General features: G+C 71.5%; 14 protein-coding genes. 7 read left to right on the top strand and 7 right to left on the bottom strand.

Features of this window, described 5'->3' with window-relative positions:
• Window positions 1-18: 18 nt before the first annotated feature.
• The 5 genes from IW249_RS17635 to IW249_RS17655 all read right to left on the bottom strand — a co-directional run bounded on the left by IW249_RS17635 (window position 19) and on the right by IW249_RS17655 (window position 7309).
• Window positions 19-1056 (bottom strand): hypothetical protein, encoded by a 1038-nt coding sequence (locus IW249_RS17635; RefSeq protein ID WP_231392560.1) that lies wholly within the window; start codon window positions 1054-1056, stop codon window positions 19-21.
• Window positions 1019-3493 carry an AAA family ATPase gene (locus IW249_RS17640; RefSeq protein ID WP_196921760.1) on the bottom strand — a complete coding sequence of 825 codons (2475 nt, stop codon included), beginning with the start codon at window positions 3491-3493 and terminating at the stop codon, window positions 1019-1021. Before IW249_RS17640 ends, IW249_RS17635 begins: the two co-directional genes overlap by 38 nt.
• On the bottom strand, window positions 3493-4641 hold the full coding sequence (locus IW249_RS17645; RefSeq protein WP_196921761.1) for an exonuclease SbcCD subunit D: 1149 nt from the start codon (window positions 4639-4641) through the stop codon (window positions 3493-3495). Before IW249_RS17645 ends, IW249_RS17640 begins: the two co-directional genes overlap by 1 nt.
• A gap of 18 nt (window positions 4642-4659) precedes the next feature.
• A complete protein-coding gene (locus IW249_RS17650) occupies window positions 4660-6414 on the bottom strand; it encodes an ATP-binding protein (RefSeq protein WP_196921762.1) in 1755 nt (584 codons plus the stop codon).
• A 148-nt stretch (window positions 6415-6562) separates the two neighbouring features.
• Window positions 6563-7309, bottom strand: a complete 747-nt coding sequence (locus IW249_RS17655; protein WP_196921763.1) for a pyrimidine reductase family protein — start codon at window positions 7307-7309, stop codon at window positions 6563-6565.
• Between the two features lie 150 nt (window positions 7310-7459).
• On the opposite strand from IW249_RS17655, the gene IW249_RS17660 reads away from it, so the two are divergent.
• From IW249_RS17660 to IW249_RS17685, 6 genes are all read left to right on the top strand, one after another.
• Entirely contained in the window at window positions 7460-8023 is a 564-nt protein-coding gene (locus tag IW249_RS17660; RefSeq protein WP_196921764.1) for a plasmid pRiA4b ORF-3 family protein, read from the top strand.
• A 308-nt stretch (window positions 8024-8331) separates the two neighbouring features.
• On the top strand, window positions 8332-9621 hold the full coding sequence (locus IW249_RS17665) for an ABC transporter substrate-binding protein (protein ID WP_196921765.1): 1290 nt from the start codon (window positions 8332-8334) through the stop codon (window positions 9619-9621).
• 109 nt (window positions 9622-9730) lie between these two features.
• Entirely contained in the window at window positions 9731-10702 is a 972-nt protein-coding gene (locus tag IW249_RS17670) for a carbohydrate ABC transporter permease (protein WP_196921766.1), read from the top strand.
• A 10-nt stretch (window positions 10703-10712) separates the two neighbouring features.
• Window positions 10713-11555: a carbohydrate ABC transporter permease gene (locus tag IW249_RS17675; RefSeq protein ID WP_196921767.1), complete on the top strand. Its 843-nt coding sequence runs from the start codon at window positions 10713-10715 to the stop codon at window positions 11553-11555.
• Entirely contained in the window at window positions 11552-12973 is a 1422-nt protein-coding gene (locus IW249_RS17680; protein WP_196921768.1) for a GH1 family beta-glucosidase, read from the top strand. Before IW249_RS17675 ends, IW249_RS17680 begins: the two co-directional genes overlap by 4 nt.
• 82 nt (window positions 12974-13055) lie before the next feature.
• Window positions 13056-14102: a LacI family DNA-binding transcriptional regulator gene (locus tag IW249_RS17685; RefSeq protein WP_091400709.1), complete on the top strand. Its 1047-nt coding sequence runs from the start codon at window positions 13056-13058 to the stop codon at window positions 14100-14102.
• A 194-nt stretch (window positions 14103-14296) separates the two neighbouring features.
• On the opposite strand, the gene IW249_RS17690 is transcribed toward IW249_RS17685, so the two are convergent.
• Both IW249_RS17690 and IW249_RS17695 read right to left on the bottom strand, forming a co-directional pair.
• Window positions 14297-15511 (bottom strand): acyl-CoA dehydrogenase family protein, encoded by a 1215-nt coding sequence (locus IW249_RS17690; RefSeq protein ID WP_196921769.1) that lies wholly within the window; start codon window positions 15509-15511, stop codon window positions 14297-14299.
• Window positions 15511-16590 (bottom strand): phosphotransferase family protein, encoded by a 1080-nt coding sequence (locus tag IW249_RS17695; protein ID WP_196921770.1) that lies wholly within the window; start codon window positions 16588-16590, stop codon window positions 15511-15513. The genes IW249_RS17690 and IW249_RS17695 overlap by 1 nt, the downstream gene beginning before the upstream one ends.
• Window positions 16591-16740: 150 nt before the next feature.
• Between IW249_RS17695 and IW249_RS17700 the strand changes: the two genes are divergently transcribed.
• Complete coding sequence (locus tag IW249_RS17700; protein WP_196921771.1) at window positions 16741-17442, top strand: ACT domain-containing protein; 702 nt, start codon at window positions 16741-16743, stop codon at window positions 17440-17442.
• The last annotated feature ends 45 nt before the right edge of the window (window positions 17443-17487 follow it).

The raw sequence follows: 17487 nt of genomic DNA on the forward strand, positions 1-17487 counted from the left end.
CGGAACCAGTATCCGCGCTCACCGGGCCGCGCGGGCCGCTGCGGTCAACGCGCGGTGCAGCAGCCGGGAATCGCCGAGCAGGGCCCGCAGCCGACGCTCCAGGCCGGCGATCGGGATCAGGTTCTGCGGGGCCCGCGGATCCTTGTACGGGGTGGACGCGAAACGCGGCAGGGTGACCAGCGACAGGTCGGCCAGCTCGATCGCCGCCTCGACGGGCAGGTCGGCAGAGCACTCCACCCGAACGATGCCCGCCCACGGCGCGCCGATCGCCACCGGCAGACGCAAATACCACGACCAACCACCCCAGGCGGTGCCGAGCCGGAACACCGGGGACCGCTCACCCGACGCCATCCCGGTCACCACAGCGGTCAACCGGGCATCCAGGTACTGGCTGTGCTGCGTCTTGATGTAGCCCAGGGTGCGCGGCAACTGCCGGCGACTACGCAACGGGCCGTCCACCACCAACAGGTCACCGTCGACCCGGGCGGCGTCCGACACCGCCACCTCCAACGCGGTCAGCGGACCCTGCACGGCGGCCGGCAGCTTCGCCAGCTCACCGGTGCCACCCACCCGGTGCACCGGGTAACGGATCGCGCCCGCCACCACATCCTGCGCCGACGGGCTCGCGGTGAACAGGCCCCGGCCCACCCGGGTGCCCGCCAACTGCGCCGCACCCCGGCCCAGGTCGCACCGGACCACCCCGGCGGCGTACGAGGCGGCCAACCCGGGAAACGACAGGCCGTCCGTCTCCGCCGTCCAGATGCTCGCGTCGATACGGCGGACCCCGTCGACCAGCAACACCACGTCGGGTGCCCGCACCCCGGGGCGTACCCCGATGGCCCGCCAGTCCACTGCGGGCAACTCCACGTCCGCGTCGACCTGGGCGCTGCTCGGCGCGGCCGGCCCGGCGGCGGACGCCTCGAACGACGCACCGTACGCCGGATCCCACGAATCCACGAAGAACGCGGCGTCGCTCACCGGCCGGCCCGTCCCATCCGCCGCGCTGCACTCCTCGCGCTCACCGGCCCGTCCGCTCCACGCGCGCGGACCGGGCATCCTTGCGCACCTCGAAGCGGACCGGGATCCGCTCGGCCAACGCCGGCACGTGGGTGACCACGCCGACCATCCGATCGCCCCGGGCCGCCAGGTTTTCCAGTGTCGCCGCCACCGTGTCCAGGGTGGCGGCGTCGAGCGTGCCGAAACCCTCGTCCAGGACGATCGACTCCAGGCTCGCCGCCGTGGTGGACATCCCGGCCAGCTGCTCGGAGAGCGCCAACGCCAACGCCAGCGACGCCTGGAACGTCTCACCCCCGGAGAGGGTCCGAACGCCCCGACGCAGCCCCGCGTCGTGGTGGTCGACCACCACGAACTCGCCCTTGTCGTGCACCAGCTCGTACTGCCCGGAGGAGAGCTCCCGCAGGATCCCCGACGCGCCGTCGACCAGCAGGTCCAACGCCTCGGCCAGCAACCACCGCTCGAAGTTGTTGGCCCGTAGGTGCCCGGCGAGCGCGCGCGCCACCTGCGCCTCCCGCTCGTGCCCGGCCCGCTGCTCGCGCAACGTCCCGGCCTGCTCGCGGCGCTCGTGCAGCCGCCGCCGCTCGGCGTCGGCCCGCTCCACCGCCACTGTCGCCGCGTGCACCGGATCGTCTCCGACCGGCACGTCGGCGGCGGCGAAGATGCCCGCGATGGCCCGCTGCACCCCGTCGGCCAACGACTCGGCCTCCGCCACGGCGGCAGCCCGGACGGCCCGATCGGCACGGCGGCGATCCGCCTCGGTCGTCGCCCAGTCGGTCAGCGCCGCCCACGCGGCGGCCACGTCGTCCCGATCGGTCGCCGGCGGGCCGAACCGGGCCAACCCGTCACGAGCGGTGTCGAAGGCCCGCCACGCCGCCCGCAGCCGCTCCTCGGCGGCGTCCACCCCGGCCCGGGCCTGCCGAGCGGTCTCGCGGCCGGCCCGGACCGCCGTCGCCGCCTCCTCCAGCGCGCGCCGCAACCGGGCGTGCTCGGCCAACTCCCGCCGCAGCACGGCCGGCTCGGCCGCGCCGGCAAGCTGACCGGCCAGCTCGGCCAGCCGAGCCTCCACCTGCTCCTGCCGGGCCCGCGCCTGCACCAGGAGCCGCTCCAGCTCACGCGCCGCCGTGTCCCGCTCCTGCACCGTCGCCTGCGCGGCCTTGGTAGCTGCCCGCGCGGCCTTGCCCGCCGCCGTCGCGGCCGCCACCGCCGAGTCGGCCGGCACCGCCGGCACTTCGACGACCGGCTGCTCGCACACCGGGCACGCCGCACCGGCATGCAGGTGCACCCGCAGGCTCACCGCCAGATCGGTGGCCTTCGCCTCCTCGTGCGCCCGGAAGGCCGCCTCCAACTCGGCGTCGGCCCGGTCGGCGACCACGCGTGCGGCGGCCAGGGCCGCCACCGCAGCGGCGTGCTCGTCGTTCGCCGTGCGCACCGCCGCGCGGACCGTGTCGGCCTCGCCGGACAGGCGGTCCCGATCGTCGTACGCCCGCAGCAGCAGCCGCAGCGCGCTCTCGTCACCGGCGCCGGCCAACTCGCCGCGCAGCTTCTCCTCCCGCTCCTCGGCCAGCGACACCCCGGTCGACGCCGCCTCGGCCTCGGCCCGCGCCGCGGCGACCGCCCGAGCGACAGCGGTCACCCCACCCGGCGCGCGCACCCCGGTCAGCACTGTCAACTCGCCGTCCAGCGCGGTCAGCGCCGCCGCGGCCTCCCGTGCGGTGACCCGGGCCGCCGCCAGCTCCGGCACCGCCTCGGCCACCGCGGCTGCCAGCTCGGCCATCCGCTCCACCCGGGCGTCGGCCTCGGCCAACGCCTCGTCGTCCACGCCTGTCAACCCGGCGAGCACCTGGTCGACCGCCTCCAGCCGGGCCTCCGCCTGCGCGGCGCGCGCCGTCGCCTTCTTCTGCACGTCCTCGTAGACGCCGAGGCCCAGCAGGTTGACCAGGATCTGTTGCCGCGTCGCCGGCTTGGCGTGCAGGAAGTCGGCGAACTGCCCCTGTGGCAGCACCACACAGCTGGTGAACTGCTCGTACGGCAGCCCGACCGCCTCCAGCACCGCCTGCTCCATCTCGGCGGGGGTGCCGGCCACCACCTCGCCGAGGTCGTCCGGGCTCAACCCGGTGTCCAGTTTGGTCACGTCGAAGCCGGCCGGCATCAACTGCAACCCGGCGTTCGCGGTCTTCACGTTGCCCCGGCCGTCCCGGCGGACCACCCGGGTCGCCACGTACCGGGCGCCGCCGGACTCGAAGACCAACCGCACCCGCGCCTCGGTCGCCGACGGCGCGAGCGCGTTCGCCAACCCTCGGGCACCACCCCAGCGGGGCACCATGCCGTAGAGGGCGAAGCAGATCGCGTCCAGCACGGTGGACTTGCCCGAACCGGTCGGGCCGATCAGCGCGAAGAAGTCGGCGTCGGTGAAGTCGACTGTGGTCTCGTCCCGGAAGACGGTGAACCCCGCCATGTCCAACCGCATCGGACGCATCAGTGCTCGACCTCCTCGAAAAGCTCGTCGAAGAGCTCCCGGACACCCTCGTCGGCGTGGCCCCGGCTGTCCAGGTAGTCGGCGAACAACTCCCGGGGCGAACGCCCCGACCGCTGGGCGATGCGCGCGCCACTGCCCGGCGCGGCCAACAGCTCCGGGTCGATCCGGATCTCCAGGGCCCGGGGGAGCAGCTCCTGAACCTCCTCGCGCAGGCCGGCGCGGGGTTGCTCCCGCACGTACACCCGCAGCCACGCGTCCGGTGCCTCGATCTCGGCGAGCTGGGCCAGGGTGCCCCGCACCGTCCGCAGCGCGCTCGCCGCCGTCACCGGCACCTCCCGCACCCGGGCGGCGGTGCTGGCCGTCACGTCGACGATCGTCACCGAGGGGATGTTCTCCTGCTCGCCGAAGTCCACAGCGAGCGGACTGCCGCTGTACCGCACCGGGCAGGGGCCCGCGACCCGCTGCGCCCGGTGCAGGTGACCCAGCGCCACGTAGTGCGCGGTGGCCGGAAAGACGGTGGCCGGAACGGCGTAACCCAACACGGTGTGCGCGTCGCGCTCGCCGCCACCGGTGGCCGCGCCGGTCACCGTCAGGTGCGCGGTGACCAGGTGCACCCGGTCCGGTTCGGTGAAACCCTCGGTCAGTCGCCCCAGCACCCGGCCCAGGTGGTCGGCGTACGTCTGGTTGGTCTCCGCGGCGGTCAGCTCGTACATCTCCAACGCGCGCACCGCGTACCGCTGGGACAGGAACGGCAACGCGGCCAGCCGCCACCGCTCGCCACCGGCAGTGGTGCCGTCGATGACGTGCTCGTCCGGGTTTTCCCGCACCCCACCGCGCAGCGTGATGCCGGCGGCGTCGGCCCACGGGCGCAGCGCGTCCAGCGCCGGGCCGTTGTCGTGGTTGCCGCCGATCGCCACCACGTCCGCGCCGGTGCGCCGCAGCGCCGTCAACGCCCGGGTGACCAGGCGGGTCGCCTCCGAACTGGGTGCGGCGGTGTCGTAGAGGTCACCAGCGACGATCACCAGATCCGGCTGCTCGGCACGGGCGATCTCGATCACCCCGGCCAGCACGGCCTTGTGCTCGTCGGCCCGGGACTGCCCCTTGAGCACCTTTCCCACGTGCCAGTCGGAGGTGTGCAGGATCTTCATGGCTGTGCTGGCCCCTAGCTAGAACGGGATGTCGTCGTCGGTGCTGCCGCCGCCGGAGCCCACCACGGCGAACGGGTCGGCGGACTGGGTGATCGAGCGCAGCGTCTCCGATGGTGCCCGGCCCGCCTCGGAGACCCGGGTGGCCCAGGCCGGGAACGGGAACTCCAGGCAGAGCGGCACCGGGATGTCCGGCTGGTTGACGAACATCGTGCCCGGCTTGGCCAACAACGCCCGCTGGCGCTGCGCGGGCGGCAGGAAACCGTACTCCGGGCGGGACGCCTCGGCCGGGTCGAGCCGGCCGACCACCCGGATCGCCGAGTTGGTGACGATCCGCCGCTCCACCTCGCTCGCCGTCTGCTGCGCGCCGATCAGGATCACCCCGAGCGAGCGGCCCCGCTCGGCGATGTCCAGCAGGACCTCCTTGATCGGCGAGGAGCCCTCCCTGGGGGCGTACTTGTTGAGCTCGTCGAGGACGACGAAGAGCAGCGGCTTGGCGGTGCCGGACTTCTCCTTGCGCTCGAACTCGCTCTTGAGCGTCACACCCACCACGAACCGCTGCGCGCGGTCGGGCAGGTTGTGCAGGTCGACCACAGTGACCTGCGCCGACTCGCTCGTGTTGATCGAGTGGGGGCGACGGGTGGCGAGGTCACCGCGGATCAGCCGGGCCAGGTCCTTCTTACTGCCGATCAACCGCCGGGCGAACGCGTTGACGGTGCCCAGCCCTACCGCGCTGCCCGCCCAGTCGGAGCGGGTCTCGTCGTCGTTGAGCTGATCGACGATGTGGTCGACCAGGTCGCCGTAGGAACCCAGCCGAACCCCGTCGATGCTCACCCCACCGTCGGCGGGCTGGGCGTAGCGGGCCAGGTGCGCGGCCACCGAGTGGACCACCATCGTGTACTGCTGGCGCTCATCGTCGGCGTCGGCGAAGACGTACGGCAGCAGACGGTCGGCGCAGAACTCGTCCAGCGTCCAGTAGAACGAATCCACCCCGGTGAGCCGGCTGCTCACATCCGGCGTGCCGGCCGCGTCGCCGACCCGGGGTGGGGCGTACACACGCACGTCGGGGAAGGCACCGGCGCTCAGCCCGAGCTTCGCGTACGCCGCGCGGGTGGGCTCGTCGAGGCGGGTGTTGGGGTGGTCCAGGAAGAGCAGATCCTCACCCTTGACGTTGAAGATCAGCGCCTTGGCGTTTACCGCGTCGCCGCCCAGCACCCCGGAGCGGAACACCGAGTAGAGCAGGAAGGTGGCGAAGCTGGTCTTGGTGGCCACCCCGGAGATGCCGGAGATGGAGACGTGCGCGCCCCGACTGCCGTCGAGGAAGTCGGCGTTGAGATAGACCGGGACGCCGTCCCGACCCATCCCCATCGGGATGCGCCGCTCCATCCGGTCGAAGTGCAGCGCGCGCGCCCGAGCGTCACCCTCGGCCCGGTGCACCACGGCGCCCGGCGTCGGCGGCACGTACAGCTCGGGATCGACCCGGGTGGTGGTGACCTCGGCCGCCTCCTGCACCTGCGCGGGCAGCGTGCCGTCGGCGATGGCGAACACGTCGGAGTCGAACTGGGCGCCCTCGTGCCGCGCGCGGACCTGGGTGACCACCCCGGCGATCGTCACGGGCTCCCGGTCCGGAAGCTCCCGTCGCGTGACCACCACGTCGTCGAGCTGGAGGTAGCTGCCGGGCGCCACGGCCGTCCAGAACTGCAACGGGGTGGCGTCGGCGGTGCCCAGCACCCGCCCGACCGCCTCGCCAGGGCTGTCGAGGTCGGCGTCGGTCATCGGGCGACTCGGGTCGGTCGGGCAGCACGGTCGGGAACCATGCTGTGCATCCTGCCCGAGGAGTACGACAGGTCGCCACGCGACGCGGCGGACGACACCATGCGCCGTCACACTCACGACGGTGGGTGTGTGACCGGGCGACGGCGGGTTACGGGCGGGCGTGGCGGAGCAGGAGGACACCGTCCTCGGCGGCGAGCACGTGCCGCAGTGGCAGGTGCCGGGGCGGTGCGGCGTCGCCGGCGGTGATCCGGCCCGAACCGGGCCCGGCCAGCAGTGGCGAGACGGTCAGGCACAGTTCGTCCACCAGGTCGGCGGCGGTGAGCGCGCCGAGCAGGTGGGGCCCGCCCTCGCAGAGCAGTTGGGTAAGCCCGCGTCGGTGCAGTTCGGCGAGGCCGGCGGCCAGGTCGACCCGCTCGGTGCCGCAGCGCAGCACGTCGGCGACGTCGCTCAGCCCGGCCGGCGGGTCGGCGTCGGCGTGGGTGAGCACCACCGGGCGGGTCGGCGCGTCGGCGAAGGCAGCCTGCGCCGGATCCAGGTCGAGCGAACTGGAGACGACCACCAACGTCGGGTACTCGGCCAGCCCGTTGGCGCGACGCCAGGCGCGGCGGCGCTCGTCGAGGCGGACCGCCCGGTACCCCTCGTGTCGGAGTGTGCCGGCGGCCACCACCAGGGCGTCGCAGACCATCCGCAGCAGGCCGAACACCCGCTTGTCCGGCTCGCCGGAGAGCCCGGCGGAGTAGCCGTCCACGGTGACCGCGCCGTCCAGGCTGGCCACGAAGTTCACCCGCAGTCGGGGCTTGTCGGCGCGGTCGTAGAGGGCGGTCAGCGCGGCGTCGTCGATCGGCTGCGTCGACGGCTGGGGCCAGAGCCGCCGGATCGGAATTCCGACGGTCATTCGCCGGCCGGACCAGTGACCGGAGGGGTGGGTTCGGCGGTACGGTGCTGGCAGTCGCACCAGTTCCGGCCCGGGCAGTCGTCGTGTCGCCGGGCCCGGCACGCTCGGCAGATCATGCTGGCAGCCTAAGCCGCGGGAGGACAGGACAGCATGTCGCGTCAGATCTTCCAGCTGAAGATGTCCCTCGCCGGGACCCGCCCGCCGGTGTGGCGCCGGGTGCTCGTGCCGGCCGGCTACACGCTGGACCGGCTGCACCGTGTGGTGCAGCACGCGATGGGTTGGCGGGACTGTCACCTGCACTCGTTCGAGATCGACGCGTTGCAGTACGGCGAGCCCGACCCGGATGGGGAGTTGGCGCTGCACGACGAGTTGGACGTGCGGCTCGACGCGGTGCTCGGCAAGGGCAGCCGGTTCTCCTACACGTACGACTTCGGCGACTGGTGGGAGCACGACCTGGTCGTGGAGGACGCGCTGACCGCCGACCCCGACGAGCGGTACCCGGTCTGCGTGGCCGGCGAGCGGGCCTGCCCGCCGGAGGGTATCGGCGGGCCGCCGGGCTACCAGGCGCTCCTGGAGGCACTGGTCGACCAGACCGCCCCGGTCGACCTCGTCGGCCCCCGTCAGGCGATGCTGCGCGACTGGGCGGGTTCCACCTTCGACCCGGGCAGCTTCGACCCCGACCGCGCAACCACCCTCCTCCACCGCTTCTGCTGACCCGCCCGTCCCCTCGGGGGAGGCGTTGTCGATCAAGAGGTTGGCGTCAGCAGAGCCGCGATCCCTGACCGAAACCTCTTGATCACCCGGGATGGGCGGCGTTGTTGGTGGGGTAGGCGGGGCCGGAGTGATCAGCGGTAACGATCTGGGAACGCTCCCAACGCCCTATTGACACTCCCGTTACCCGCCGGCAATCTCATGGGAGCGCTCCCGGAGGTGGTGTGTGTCACTCACGGACCCCGGCCCGGCGCGATGAGCACCCCCCCACCACACACATCAGCCTCACCACCGGAAAGAGGGGTCAGCGAATGAGTGTCACCACGCGGCGTACCCGCCTGGCGGCCGCTGCCCTGGCCGCGATCACCGCGGTCAGCGGTCTCGCAGCCTGCGGCAACGACGACGACAAGCCGGCGGCCGGCGAGAAGCCGGCCAAGCTGGTCGTCGACACGTTCGGCGAGTTCGGCTACGAAGAGCTTGTCAAGCAGTACGAGAAGGACACCGGCATCAAGGTCGAGCTGCGCAAGACCGCGCAGCTCGCCGAGTACCGGCCGAAGCTGGTCCGCTACCTGGCCACCGGCAAGGGCGCGGCGGACGTCACCGCCCTGGAAGAGGGCATCCTCAACGAGTTCAAGCCCAACGCGCGCAACTGGGCCGACCTCAACCCGCTGGTTGCCGACCACTCCAAGGAGTTCCTGCCCTGGAAGTGGGAGCTGGGCAAGGCGCCGGACGGCCGGCTGATCGGCCTCCCGACCGACGTCGGCAGCCTCGCCGTCTGCTACCGCAAGGACCTGTTCCAGGCTGCCGGCCTGCCCACCGAGCGCGACCAGGTGTCGGCGCTCTGGCCGGACTGGAAGGGCTTCCACGACGCCGGTCTGAAGTACAAGCAGGGCAGCGGCGGCAAGGCGTTCATCGACTCGATCACCGCCGTCTCCAACGGCGTGATGTTCCAGGGCAACGGTGACCTGTTCTACGACAAGGAAGACAACATCATCGCGGACACCAGCCCCGCGGTGAAGAACGCCTGGGACACCGCCACGTCGATGGCGGACATCTCCGCCAAGGCGCAGACCTGGTCGCCGGAGTGGTCGGGTGGCTTCAAGCAGGGCACCTTCGCGGCAACCTTCTGCCCGTCCTGGATGCTCGGCATCGTCTCGGAGAACTCCGGTGCGGCCAACAAGGGCAAGTGGGACGTCGCGTCCGTGCCGGGTGGCGGCGGTAACTGGGGCGGCTCGTGGCTCGCCGTTCCGGCGCAGAGCAAGTACCCGAAGGAGGCGGCGAAGCTCGCCGAGTACCTGACCAACGCGAAGAGCCAGGTGGAGGCCTTCAAGGCCAAGGGCCCGCTGCCCACCAACCTGGAGGCGCTGAAGAACGAAGCGTTCATCGGCTACACCAACGAGTACTTCAGCAACGCGCCGACCGGCAAGATCTTCGGGGAGAGCGTCGCCAAGATCCAGCCGACCCACCTGGGCCCGAAGCACCAGGCGGTCAAGGAGAACGCGCTCGAGCCGGCCCTGCGGGCGTTCGAGAGCGGGCAGGCCGACAAGGCGAAGGCCTGGGAGCAGTTCACGAAGGATGCCAAGACTCAGGGTGCCTTCTGAGTGATTCCCTGCCGGTGGCGTTCGGGGCTTCCCGGACGCCACCGGCCGGTCCCCTCCGCGTAGCGCCCTGCGCGAGGGCCCCCGGGCCTCGCCGGAAAAGGAAATTCGCATGAGCCTGTCGGCCACGACGGCACCGCCGTCGCCAGCAGCACCGCCTTCTCCCGACGTCGATCGCCGACGTAGCCGCGGAAGATTACTCAACCGTCTCGATGTCAAGTACTCGCCGTACCTCTACATCGCCCCGTTCTTCCTGATCTTCGGTGCGTTCGGGCTGTACCCGATGGTGCGTACCGCCTGGATGTCGCTGCACGACTGGGACATGATCGGCGAGCACTCGTTCATCGGCTTCGACAACTACACCCGGCTGTTCTCCGACGAGTACTTCTGGAACGCGCTGGTCAACACGTTCGGCATCTTCGCCCTGTCGACCATCCCGCAGCTGTTGCTCGCCCTCTTCCTGGCGAACCTGCTCAACCGGACCTTCCTGCGCGCCAAGACCTTCTTCCGGATGGCCATCTTCATGCCGAACGTGGTGTCGGTGGCCGCGGTCGCGATCGTCTTCGGGATGCTGTTCCAGCGGGAGTTCGGCCTGTTCAACTGGCTGCTGAGCCTCGTCGGTGTCGACCCGGTCGACTGGGACGGGCAGCGGTGGAGTTCGTGGTTCGCCATCTCCTCGATGGTCAACTGGCGCTGGACCGGGTACAACACCCTGATCCTGCTCGCCGGCATGCAGGCGATCCCGAAGGATCTCTACGAGGCCGCAGCGATCGACGGCGCCAGCCCGTGGCGGCAGTTCTGGCAGATCACCCTGCCCATGCTCAAGCCCACCTTCATCTTCGTGGTCATCCTGTCCACGATCGGCGGCATGCAGCTCTTCACCGAGCCGCTGCTCTTCGCCAACGGCAACATTCTCGGCGGCAGCCAGCGGGAGTTCCAGACGCTGGCCATGTACATGTACGAGATGGGCATCGTGAACCTGAACTCCGCCGGCTACGGAGCCGCGGTCGCCTGGGCCATCTTCATGATCATCATCCTGGTGTCGCTGTTCAACTTCCTACTCGTCCGCCGCTCGGCGAAGTGAGGAGAGATCGATGATCTCGGCTTCCCAGCGCCTGTGGCGCACCAGTCCGCTGACCTACGTTGCGCTCGTCCTGGCGGCACTGCTGTCGATCTACCCGTTCTACTACATGCTGGTGATCGGCACTCGCAGCCTGGACTCCATCAACGAAGTCCCGCCACCGGTAACCCCCGGCGGAGCGTTCGGTGACAACTTCGGGCGGGTGCTCGACAACGACGCCGCCAACTTCCTCACCGGCATGATGAACTCGATCATCGTCTCCTCGGTGGTCACCGTGTCGGTGGTGCTCACCGGTTCACTGGCCGGGTTCGCCTTCGCCAAGCTGAAGTTCCGGGGCAGCAACGCCCTGCTGCTGGCGATCATCGTCACCATGATGATCCCGACCCAGATGGGCCTCATCCCGCTCTGGTCCATCATGCAGGACCTGGGGTGGTACGACACCCTGTACGCGGTCACCGTGCCGTTCCTGGTCAGCGCCTTCGGCGTGTTCATGATGCGGCAGTACGCCAGCCAGGCCATCTCCGACGAGCTGATCGAGGCCGGCCGCGTCGACGGGGCGAGCACCTTCCGGATCTACTGGAGCATCGTGCTGCCCGCGCTACGTCCCGCCGCCGGCGTGCTCGGTCTGCTGACCTTCATGGAGACCTGGAACTCGTTCATCTGGCCGTACGCCATCCTCACCCCGGAGAACCCGACCCTCCAGGTCTCGCTCTCCTTCCTGTCGTACGCCTACTACACCGACTACTCCCAGGTGTTCGCCGCCACGGCGATCGGCACCATCCCCCTCGTGCTCGTCTTTCTCGTGTTCGGCCGCCAGATCATCGGCGGGATCATGGAAGGTGCCGTCAAGTCGTGAGCAACCCCGCCAGCCCACCCGCCGTCGACGTCCTCGACGAGCGCCCCGGGCTGACCTTTCCACCCGGATTCCTCTGGGGGGCCGCGACGGCGGCGTACCAGATCGAGGGGGCCGCGGCCGTGGACGGCCGCGCCCCGTCGATCTGGGACACCTTCAGCCACACCGAGGGTCGGGTCGTCGCCGGGCACACCGGGGACGTCGCGTGCGACCACTACCACCGCCTCGGCGACGACGTCGCGCTGATGGCCGAGCTGGGCCTGAAGTCGTACCGTTTCTCGGTCTCCTGGTCCCGGGTGCAGCCCACCGGCACCGGCGCGGCCAACCCGGGCGGCCTGGACTTCTACCGGCGACTGGTGGACGAGCTGCTGGCCAACGGCATCGAGCCGTGGCTCACCCTCTACCACTGGGATCTGCCGCAGCCGTTGGAAGACGCCGGCGGCTGGCCGGCCCGGGACACTGCGGCCCGCTTCGCCGACTACACGACGCTGGTGGCCGACGCGCTCGGTGACCGGGTGCGCTACTGGACCACGCTGAACGAGCCGTGGTGCTCCGCGTTCCTCGGCTACGGCTCCGGCGTGCACGCCCCCGGCCGCACCAACGGAGCGGACGCGGTGCGCGCCGGACACCACCTGATGCTCGGTCACGGCCTGGCCGTGCAGGCCCTGCGGGCCGCCCGGCCGACCGCCGAGGTGGGCGTGACCGTCAACCTCTACCCCGTCGACCCGGCCAGCGACGCCCCCGCCGACCGGGACGCCGCCCGGCGGATCGACGGGCTGGCCAACCGGTTCTTCCTGGACCCGCTGCTGCGCGGGTCGTACCCGGAGGACCTGGTGGCCGACCTCAGCACGGTGACCGACTTCGACCACGTGCGCGACGGCGACCTGGCGACCATCTCCACGCCGCTGGACCTGGTCGGGGTCAACTACTACAGCCGGCACGTGGTCGCCGCACCGGTCGAGGGCGTCGAGGCCGACCCGGCCCCCTCGTGCTGGCCGGGCAGCGAGGACGTCCGGTTCGTCACCCGTGGCGTCCCGGTCACCGACATGGGCTGGGAGATCGACGCCCCCGGCCTGACCGAGACGCTGCGTCGGGTACACGGCTACACCGACCTGCCCCTGTACGTCACCGAGAACGGCTCCGCGTTCGTCGACTCTGTGGTCGACGGGCAGGTCGACGACGTCGATCGGCTGGCCTACTTCGATGCCCACCTGCGCGCCGCCCACCAGGCGATCGACGCCGGAGTGCCTCTGCGGGGATACTTTGCCTGGTCGTTGATGGATAATTTCGAGTGGGCCTGGGGTTACACCAAGCGGTTCGGCATGATCCACGTCGACTATGACAGCCAGGTCCGCACCCCCAAGTCCAGCGCCAAGTGGTACGCCTCGGTGATCCGGCGCAACGGTCTGGCCGCACAATAGGCTCGGGCCAGCCATCAGGACGGCCCCGGCGTCCACCTCCCGCAGGTGGCGCCGGGTCCGCCCGCCGTCGGAGGAGCAGACGATGACAACGCAGCGCACCCGGTCGCTCGGGCGCCCGACCCTCGACGCGGTCGCGGCGCGTGCCGGCGTCGGTCGGGGCACGGTCTCCCGCGTCGTCAACGGCTCGCCCCAGGTCAGCCCGGAGGCCCGCGCCGCGGTCCAACAGGCCATCGCCGAGCTGGGGTACGTGCCGAACCGGGCCGCCCGTGCGCTCGTCACCCAGCGGACCGACTCCGTCGCGCTGGTGGTGTCCGAATCCGGTGAGCGGGTCTTCACCGAGCCGTTCTTCGCCTCGATCGTGCGGGGGATCAGCTCCGGGCTGCTGGAGACGCCGATGCAGCTCTGGCTGGCCATGGCACAGTCGCCCGTGGAACGGGAGCGGGTCGAGCACCACCTCACCAACCAGCACGTCGACGGCGTCCTGCTGCTGTCGTTGCACGACTCCGACCCGCTGCCGACGCTGTTGGAGGAGCGCGGCCTGCCCGCCGTGCTCGGCGGTCGGCCCGCCCGGATGCTGCAACCCGGCGCCCAACCGGCCTGGTTTGTCGACGTGGACAACGTTGGCGGGGCCCGGCAGGCCGTGGAGTACCTGGCGAGGCAGGGGCGGCGACGCGTCGCCACCATCGCCGGTCCGCAGGACATGGGTGCCGGCCTGGCCCGTTTGGCCGGCTACACCGACGCGGTCAAGGCCACCGGCGCCAGCGTCAACCCCGACCTGATCGCGTACGGCGACTTCAGCGAGGGCAGCGGCGCGGCGGGAATGCGCCGGCTGTTGGAGGTCTGCCCGGACCTGGACGCGGTCTTCGTCGCGTCCGATCTCATGGCGTTCGGCGCACTGCGTACCCTGCGCGAGGCCGGCCGCCGCGTTCCGCAGGACGTCGCGGTGATCGGCTTCGACGACGCGACCATCGCCCGACAGGCCGAACCGCCGTTGACCACTGTCTTCCAGCCGGTGGAGGAGATGGGCCGGCAGATGGCCCGCCTGCTGGTGGCCCGGATCCGTGGCGAGGAGCTACCCGCCTCCCACATCCTCCTGGACACCCAACTGGTCCACCGTGCCTCCGCCTAACCCCCCCCGCCCCAAGAAGCCCGCGCGGCGCGTCCCCACGTTTTGCGGTCGATCATGGAGTTGGCCTGGACATTTCCGGCATCTCGCCTCGCCAACCACATGATCAACAAGGCTGGCGGGCAGGATCGAGCGCGATCTTGAGCGTGTGGGCCTGCGGGGCGGGTGGGTGAGTGGGCCGGGTTGTTGCCTGGCGGTCAGGCGGGGGCCCAGCGGCGGAGTTCGCGCTTGGCCAGTGAGTTGCGGTGGACCTCGTCGGGGCCGTCGGCGAGGCGCAGGGTGCGGGTCTGCGCCCAGAGGGCGGCCAGCGGGGTGTCCTGGCTGACGCCGGCGCCGCCGTACCCCTGGATCGCCTTGTCGATCACCCACTCCGCCATCGCCGGCGTTCCGATCTTGATGGCCTGGATCTCGGTGTGCGCGCCCTTGTTGCCCACGGTGTCCATCAGCCAGGCCGTCTTCAGCACCAGCAGCCGGGCCTGTTCGATGCGGACCCGGGACTCGGCGATCCACTCCCGGACCACGCCCTGCTCGGCCAGCGGCCGGCCGAACGCGATCCGCTCCAGCGCCCGCTTGCAGACCAGCTCCAATGCCCGCTCAGCCATTCCGATCAATCGCATGCAGTGGTGGATCCGGCCCGGCCCCAGCCGGGCCTGGGCGATGGCGAAGCCGGTGCCCTCGGCGCCGATCAGGTTCTCCGCGGGCACCCGGACGTCGGTGAAGTCGATCTCGGCGTGCCCGCCGTGCGAACCGTCGGTGTAGCCGAAGACGGTCATGCCCCGGCGCACTGTCACCCCGGGGGTGTCCCGGGGGACCAGCACCATGCTCTGCTGGCGGTGCCGGTCGGCGGTGGGGTCGGTCTTGCCCATCACGATGAAGATCTCGCAGCGCGGGTCCATGGCCCCGGACGACCACCACTTCCGCCCGTTGATCACGTACTCGTCGCCGTCACGGGTGATCCGGGTGGCGATGTTCGTGGCGTCGGAGGACGCGACCTCCGGCTCGGTCATGCAGAACGCCGAGCGGATCTCACCCTCCAGCAGCGGCATCAGCCAGCGCTTCTGCTGCGCCTCCGAGCCGAACTCGGCCAGCAACTCCATGTTGCCGGTGTCCGGTGCCGCGCAGTTGACCGCCTCCGGCGCCAGGTGCGGGCTGCGCCCGGTCAGCTCGGCCAGCGGCGCGTACTGGAGGTTGGTCAGGCCGGCGCCGTAGCGCGGGTCGGGCAGGAAGAGGTTCCACAGGCCGCGCTTGCGGGCCTCCGCCTTCAGTTCGGCCAACACCGGGGTACGCGACCACGGGTCCCCGGCGGCCACCTGCTCGGCGTGCACGGCCTCGGCCGGGTAGACATGCTCGGTCAGGAACCGGGTCAGCTCGTCGCGCAGCTCCTCGGTCCGGCTGTCGTATGAGAAGTCCATCACCGCTCCCTGGCGGCGGTCAGCCCGTGCGCGACCAGCGGTGCCACCATCTCGCCGATCCGGTCGAAGCCCTCGCCGAGCGTCTGCCCGAGCGTGTGGCGGTAGTGGATGCCCTCGCAGATGACAGCGAGCTTGAAACAGCCCAGTGCCACGTGCCAGTGCAGCGGGCCGACGTCCACGTCGCTGCGTCCGGCGTACCTGTCGATCAGCTCGCTGCCCGTGGGGAAGCCGGCGCGCGGGCCGAGCCCGTCGGCGACGGGGTTGCCCGCTGCGGTGTCGCTGCCACCGAGCACGTCCCAGTACGTCAGCAGCAGCCCCAGGTCGGCGAGGGGGTCGCCGAGGGTGGCCATCTCCCAGTCGAGCACCGCGTGCACGGCCACCGGGTCGGCTGAGGCGAGGAGGTTGTCCAGCCGGTAGTCGCCGTGCACGATCCGGCCGGCGTTCGCGCCCTCCGGGGCGGTCGCCGCGAGCAGGTCGCGCAGCTCGTCGATGCCGGGCAGTGGGCGGCTGCGGGAGCGGTCGAGTTGCCCGGCCCAGCGGCGGACCTGCCGGGCCAGGTAGCCCTCGGGGCGGCCGAAGTCGGCCAACCCGACGCTGGACGGGTCGACGCTGTGCAGCGCGGCGAGGGTGTCCATCATCGCCATGGCGAGGGCCCGGCGGCGCTCGTCGCCCAGCGGGTCGGTCTGCGCGCGGGTGCGGAACACCTCGCCGGGCATCCGCTCCATGAGGTAGAACGGTGCGCCGATCACCTCGGGGTCGGTGCAGAGCAGCAGCGTGCCCGGGACCGGCACATCGGTCGGCGCCAGCGCCGAGATCACCCGGAACTCGCGTGCCATGTCGTGCGCGGTCGCCAACACGTGGCCCAGCGGTGGGCGGCGCAGCACCACCTCGTGGTCGCCGAGGCGCAGCAGGTAGGTGAGGTTGGACTTGCCGCCCGCGATCAGCGTGGCACGCAGCGGCCCGACGGCAAGCTCGGGTCGGTGCTCCGCCAGATGCTCGGCGAGACGGTCCAGGGCCAGCCCCGCCGGCGAGAGGGAAACGGCCCCCGGCCGTGACGCGTCGACGGCCGGATCGCTCATCCGACTAGTTGATGGCAGCCCGCTCACGTTGTCAAGGTCAGAATTTCCGCTCGGGACATGCCCCTGCAACAGGGACGAAATGGTCAACTACCAGGCTGGGGTCAGCCTGCCGGCCGCTCTCTCGCCGGCCCGCCGAGCGGAGGGACAGACATGTTGCTGCGAGTTCGGGTCACCCTGCCGGACCGTCCGGGCACCCTCGGTCAGGTCGCCCGCACGTTGGGCGTCTCGGGGGCGGACATCGTCCAGGTGGTGGTCCTCGAACGACTCGGCGGGCGCGCGGTGGACGACTTCACTGTCGTCTGGCCGGGTGCGGCGCGTGTGGAGCGGCTGCTGGCCGGCCTCGCGGCGATACCGGGCGTGCGGGTGGACGGCGTGTGGCGGGCGATCGGCGCGCCCACCACCACCGGCCAGGACGCGGAGCTGTTGGCCCAGGTCGCGGCCAACCCGGCCGACGGGTTGGCCACCCTGGTCGACGCGGTGCCCGGGTTGTTGGCCGCCGACTGGGCCGTGGCCGCAGTGGTGCCGGTCGACTGGGCCTCGCGCACCAGCGGTGGCGGGGCGACAGTGGGGCACGCCAGCTGGCGTACCCCCGTGCCCCTGCGGTTGCCGGAGGTGACCCCGCTGCGCGGCCGGTCGATGACCACGCCCGACGGCACCCACCACGCGATCGCGCCGTTCGGCCGGGCGGGCCTGGTGCTGGTGGTGGCCCGCGAGCGCAGCGAGACCCTCTCCGCCGCAGCGTTCCACAGCACCGAGGTGGACCGGCTCACCCAGCTCGTCCGCGCCTGCGCGGTGATCCTCGGCGACCGACTCGACCTCGTCGGCGCGCCGCCGGTGGTCGCCGGCCCCTGACCGGCCCGAGGAGTTCCCGGGCCGACACCGCCGGGCAACCGGGCG

Origin of the sequence: Micromonospora vinacea, from assembly GCF_015751785.1 — a bacterium.
In the GTDB taxonomy this organism is placed as follows: Bacteria; Actinomycetota; Actinomycetes; order Mycobacteriales; family Micromonosporaceae; genus Micromonospora; species Micromonospora vinacea.

Coding starts and splice junctions, on each gene's coding strand:
- IW249_RS17635 (WP_231392560.1), bottom strand. CDS start 1,056: ATGCCCGGTCCGCGCGCGTGGAGCGGACGGGCCGGTGAGCGCGAGGAG.
- IW249_RS17640 (WP_196921760.1), bottom strand. CDS start 3,493: ATGCGTCCGATGCGGTTGGACATGGCGGGGTTCACCGTCTTCCGGGAC.
- IW249_RS17645 (WP_196921761.1), bottom strand. CDS start 4,641: ATGAAGATCCTGCACACCTCCGACTGGCACGTGGGAAAGGTGCTCAAG.
- IW249_RS17650 (WP_196921762.1), bottom strand. CDS start 6,414: ATGACCGACGCCGACCTCGACAGCCCTGGCGAGGCGGTCGGGCGGGTG.
- IW249_RS17655 (WP_196921763.1), bottom strand. CDS start 7,309: ATGACCGTCGGAATTCCGATCCGGCGGCTCTGGCCCCAGCCGTCGACG.
- IW249_RS17660 (WP_196921764.1), top strand. CDS start 7,460: ATGTCGCGTCAGATCTTCCAGCTGAAGATGTCCCTCGCCGGGACCCGC.
- IW249_RS17665 (WP_196921765.1), top strand. CDS start 8,332: ATGAGTGTCACCACGCGGCGTACCCGCCTGGCGGCCGCTGCCCTGGCC.
- IW249_RS17670 (WP_196921766.1), top strand. CDS start 9,731: ATGAGCCTGTCGGCCACGACGGCACCGCCGTCGCCAGCAGCACCGCCT.
- IW249_RS17675 (WP_196921767.1), top strand. CDS start 10,713: ATGATCTCGGCTTCCCAGCGCCTGTGGCGCACCAGTCCGCTGACCTAC.
- IW249_RS17685 (WP_091400709.1), top strand. CDS start 13,056: ATGACAACGCAGCGCACCCGGTCGCTCGGGCGCCCGACCCTCGACGCG.
- IW249_RS17690 (WP_196921769.1), bottom strand. CDS start 15,511: ATGGACTTCTCATACGACAGCCGGACCGAGGAGCTGCGCGACGAGCTG.
- IW249_RS17695 (WP_196921770.1), bottom strand. CDS start 16,590: ATGAGCGATCCGGCCGTCGACGCGTCACGGCCGGGGGCCGTTTCCCTC.
- IW249_RS17700 (WP_196921771.1), top strand. CDS start 16,741: ATGTTGCTGCGAGTTCGGGTCACCCTGCCGGACCGTCCGGGCACCCTC.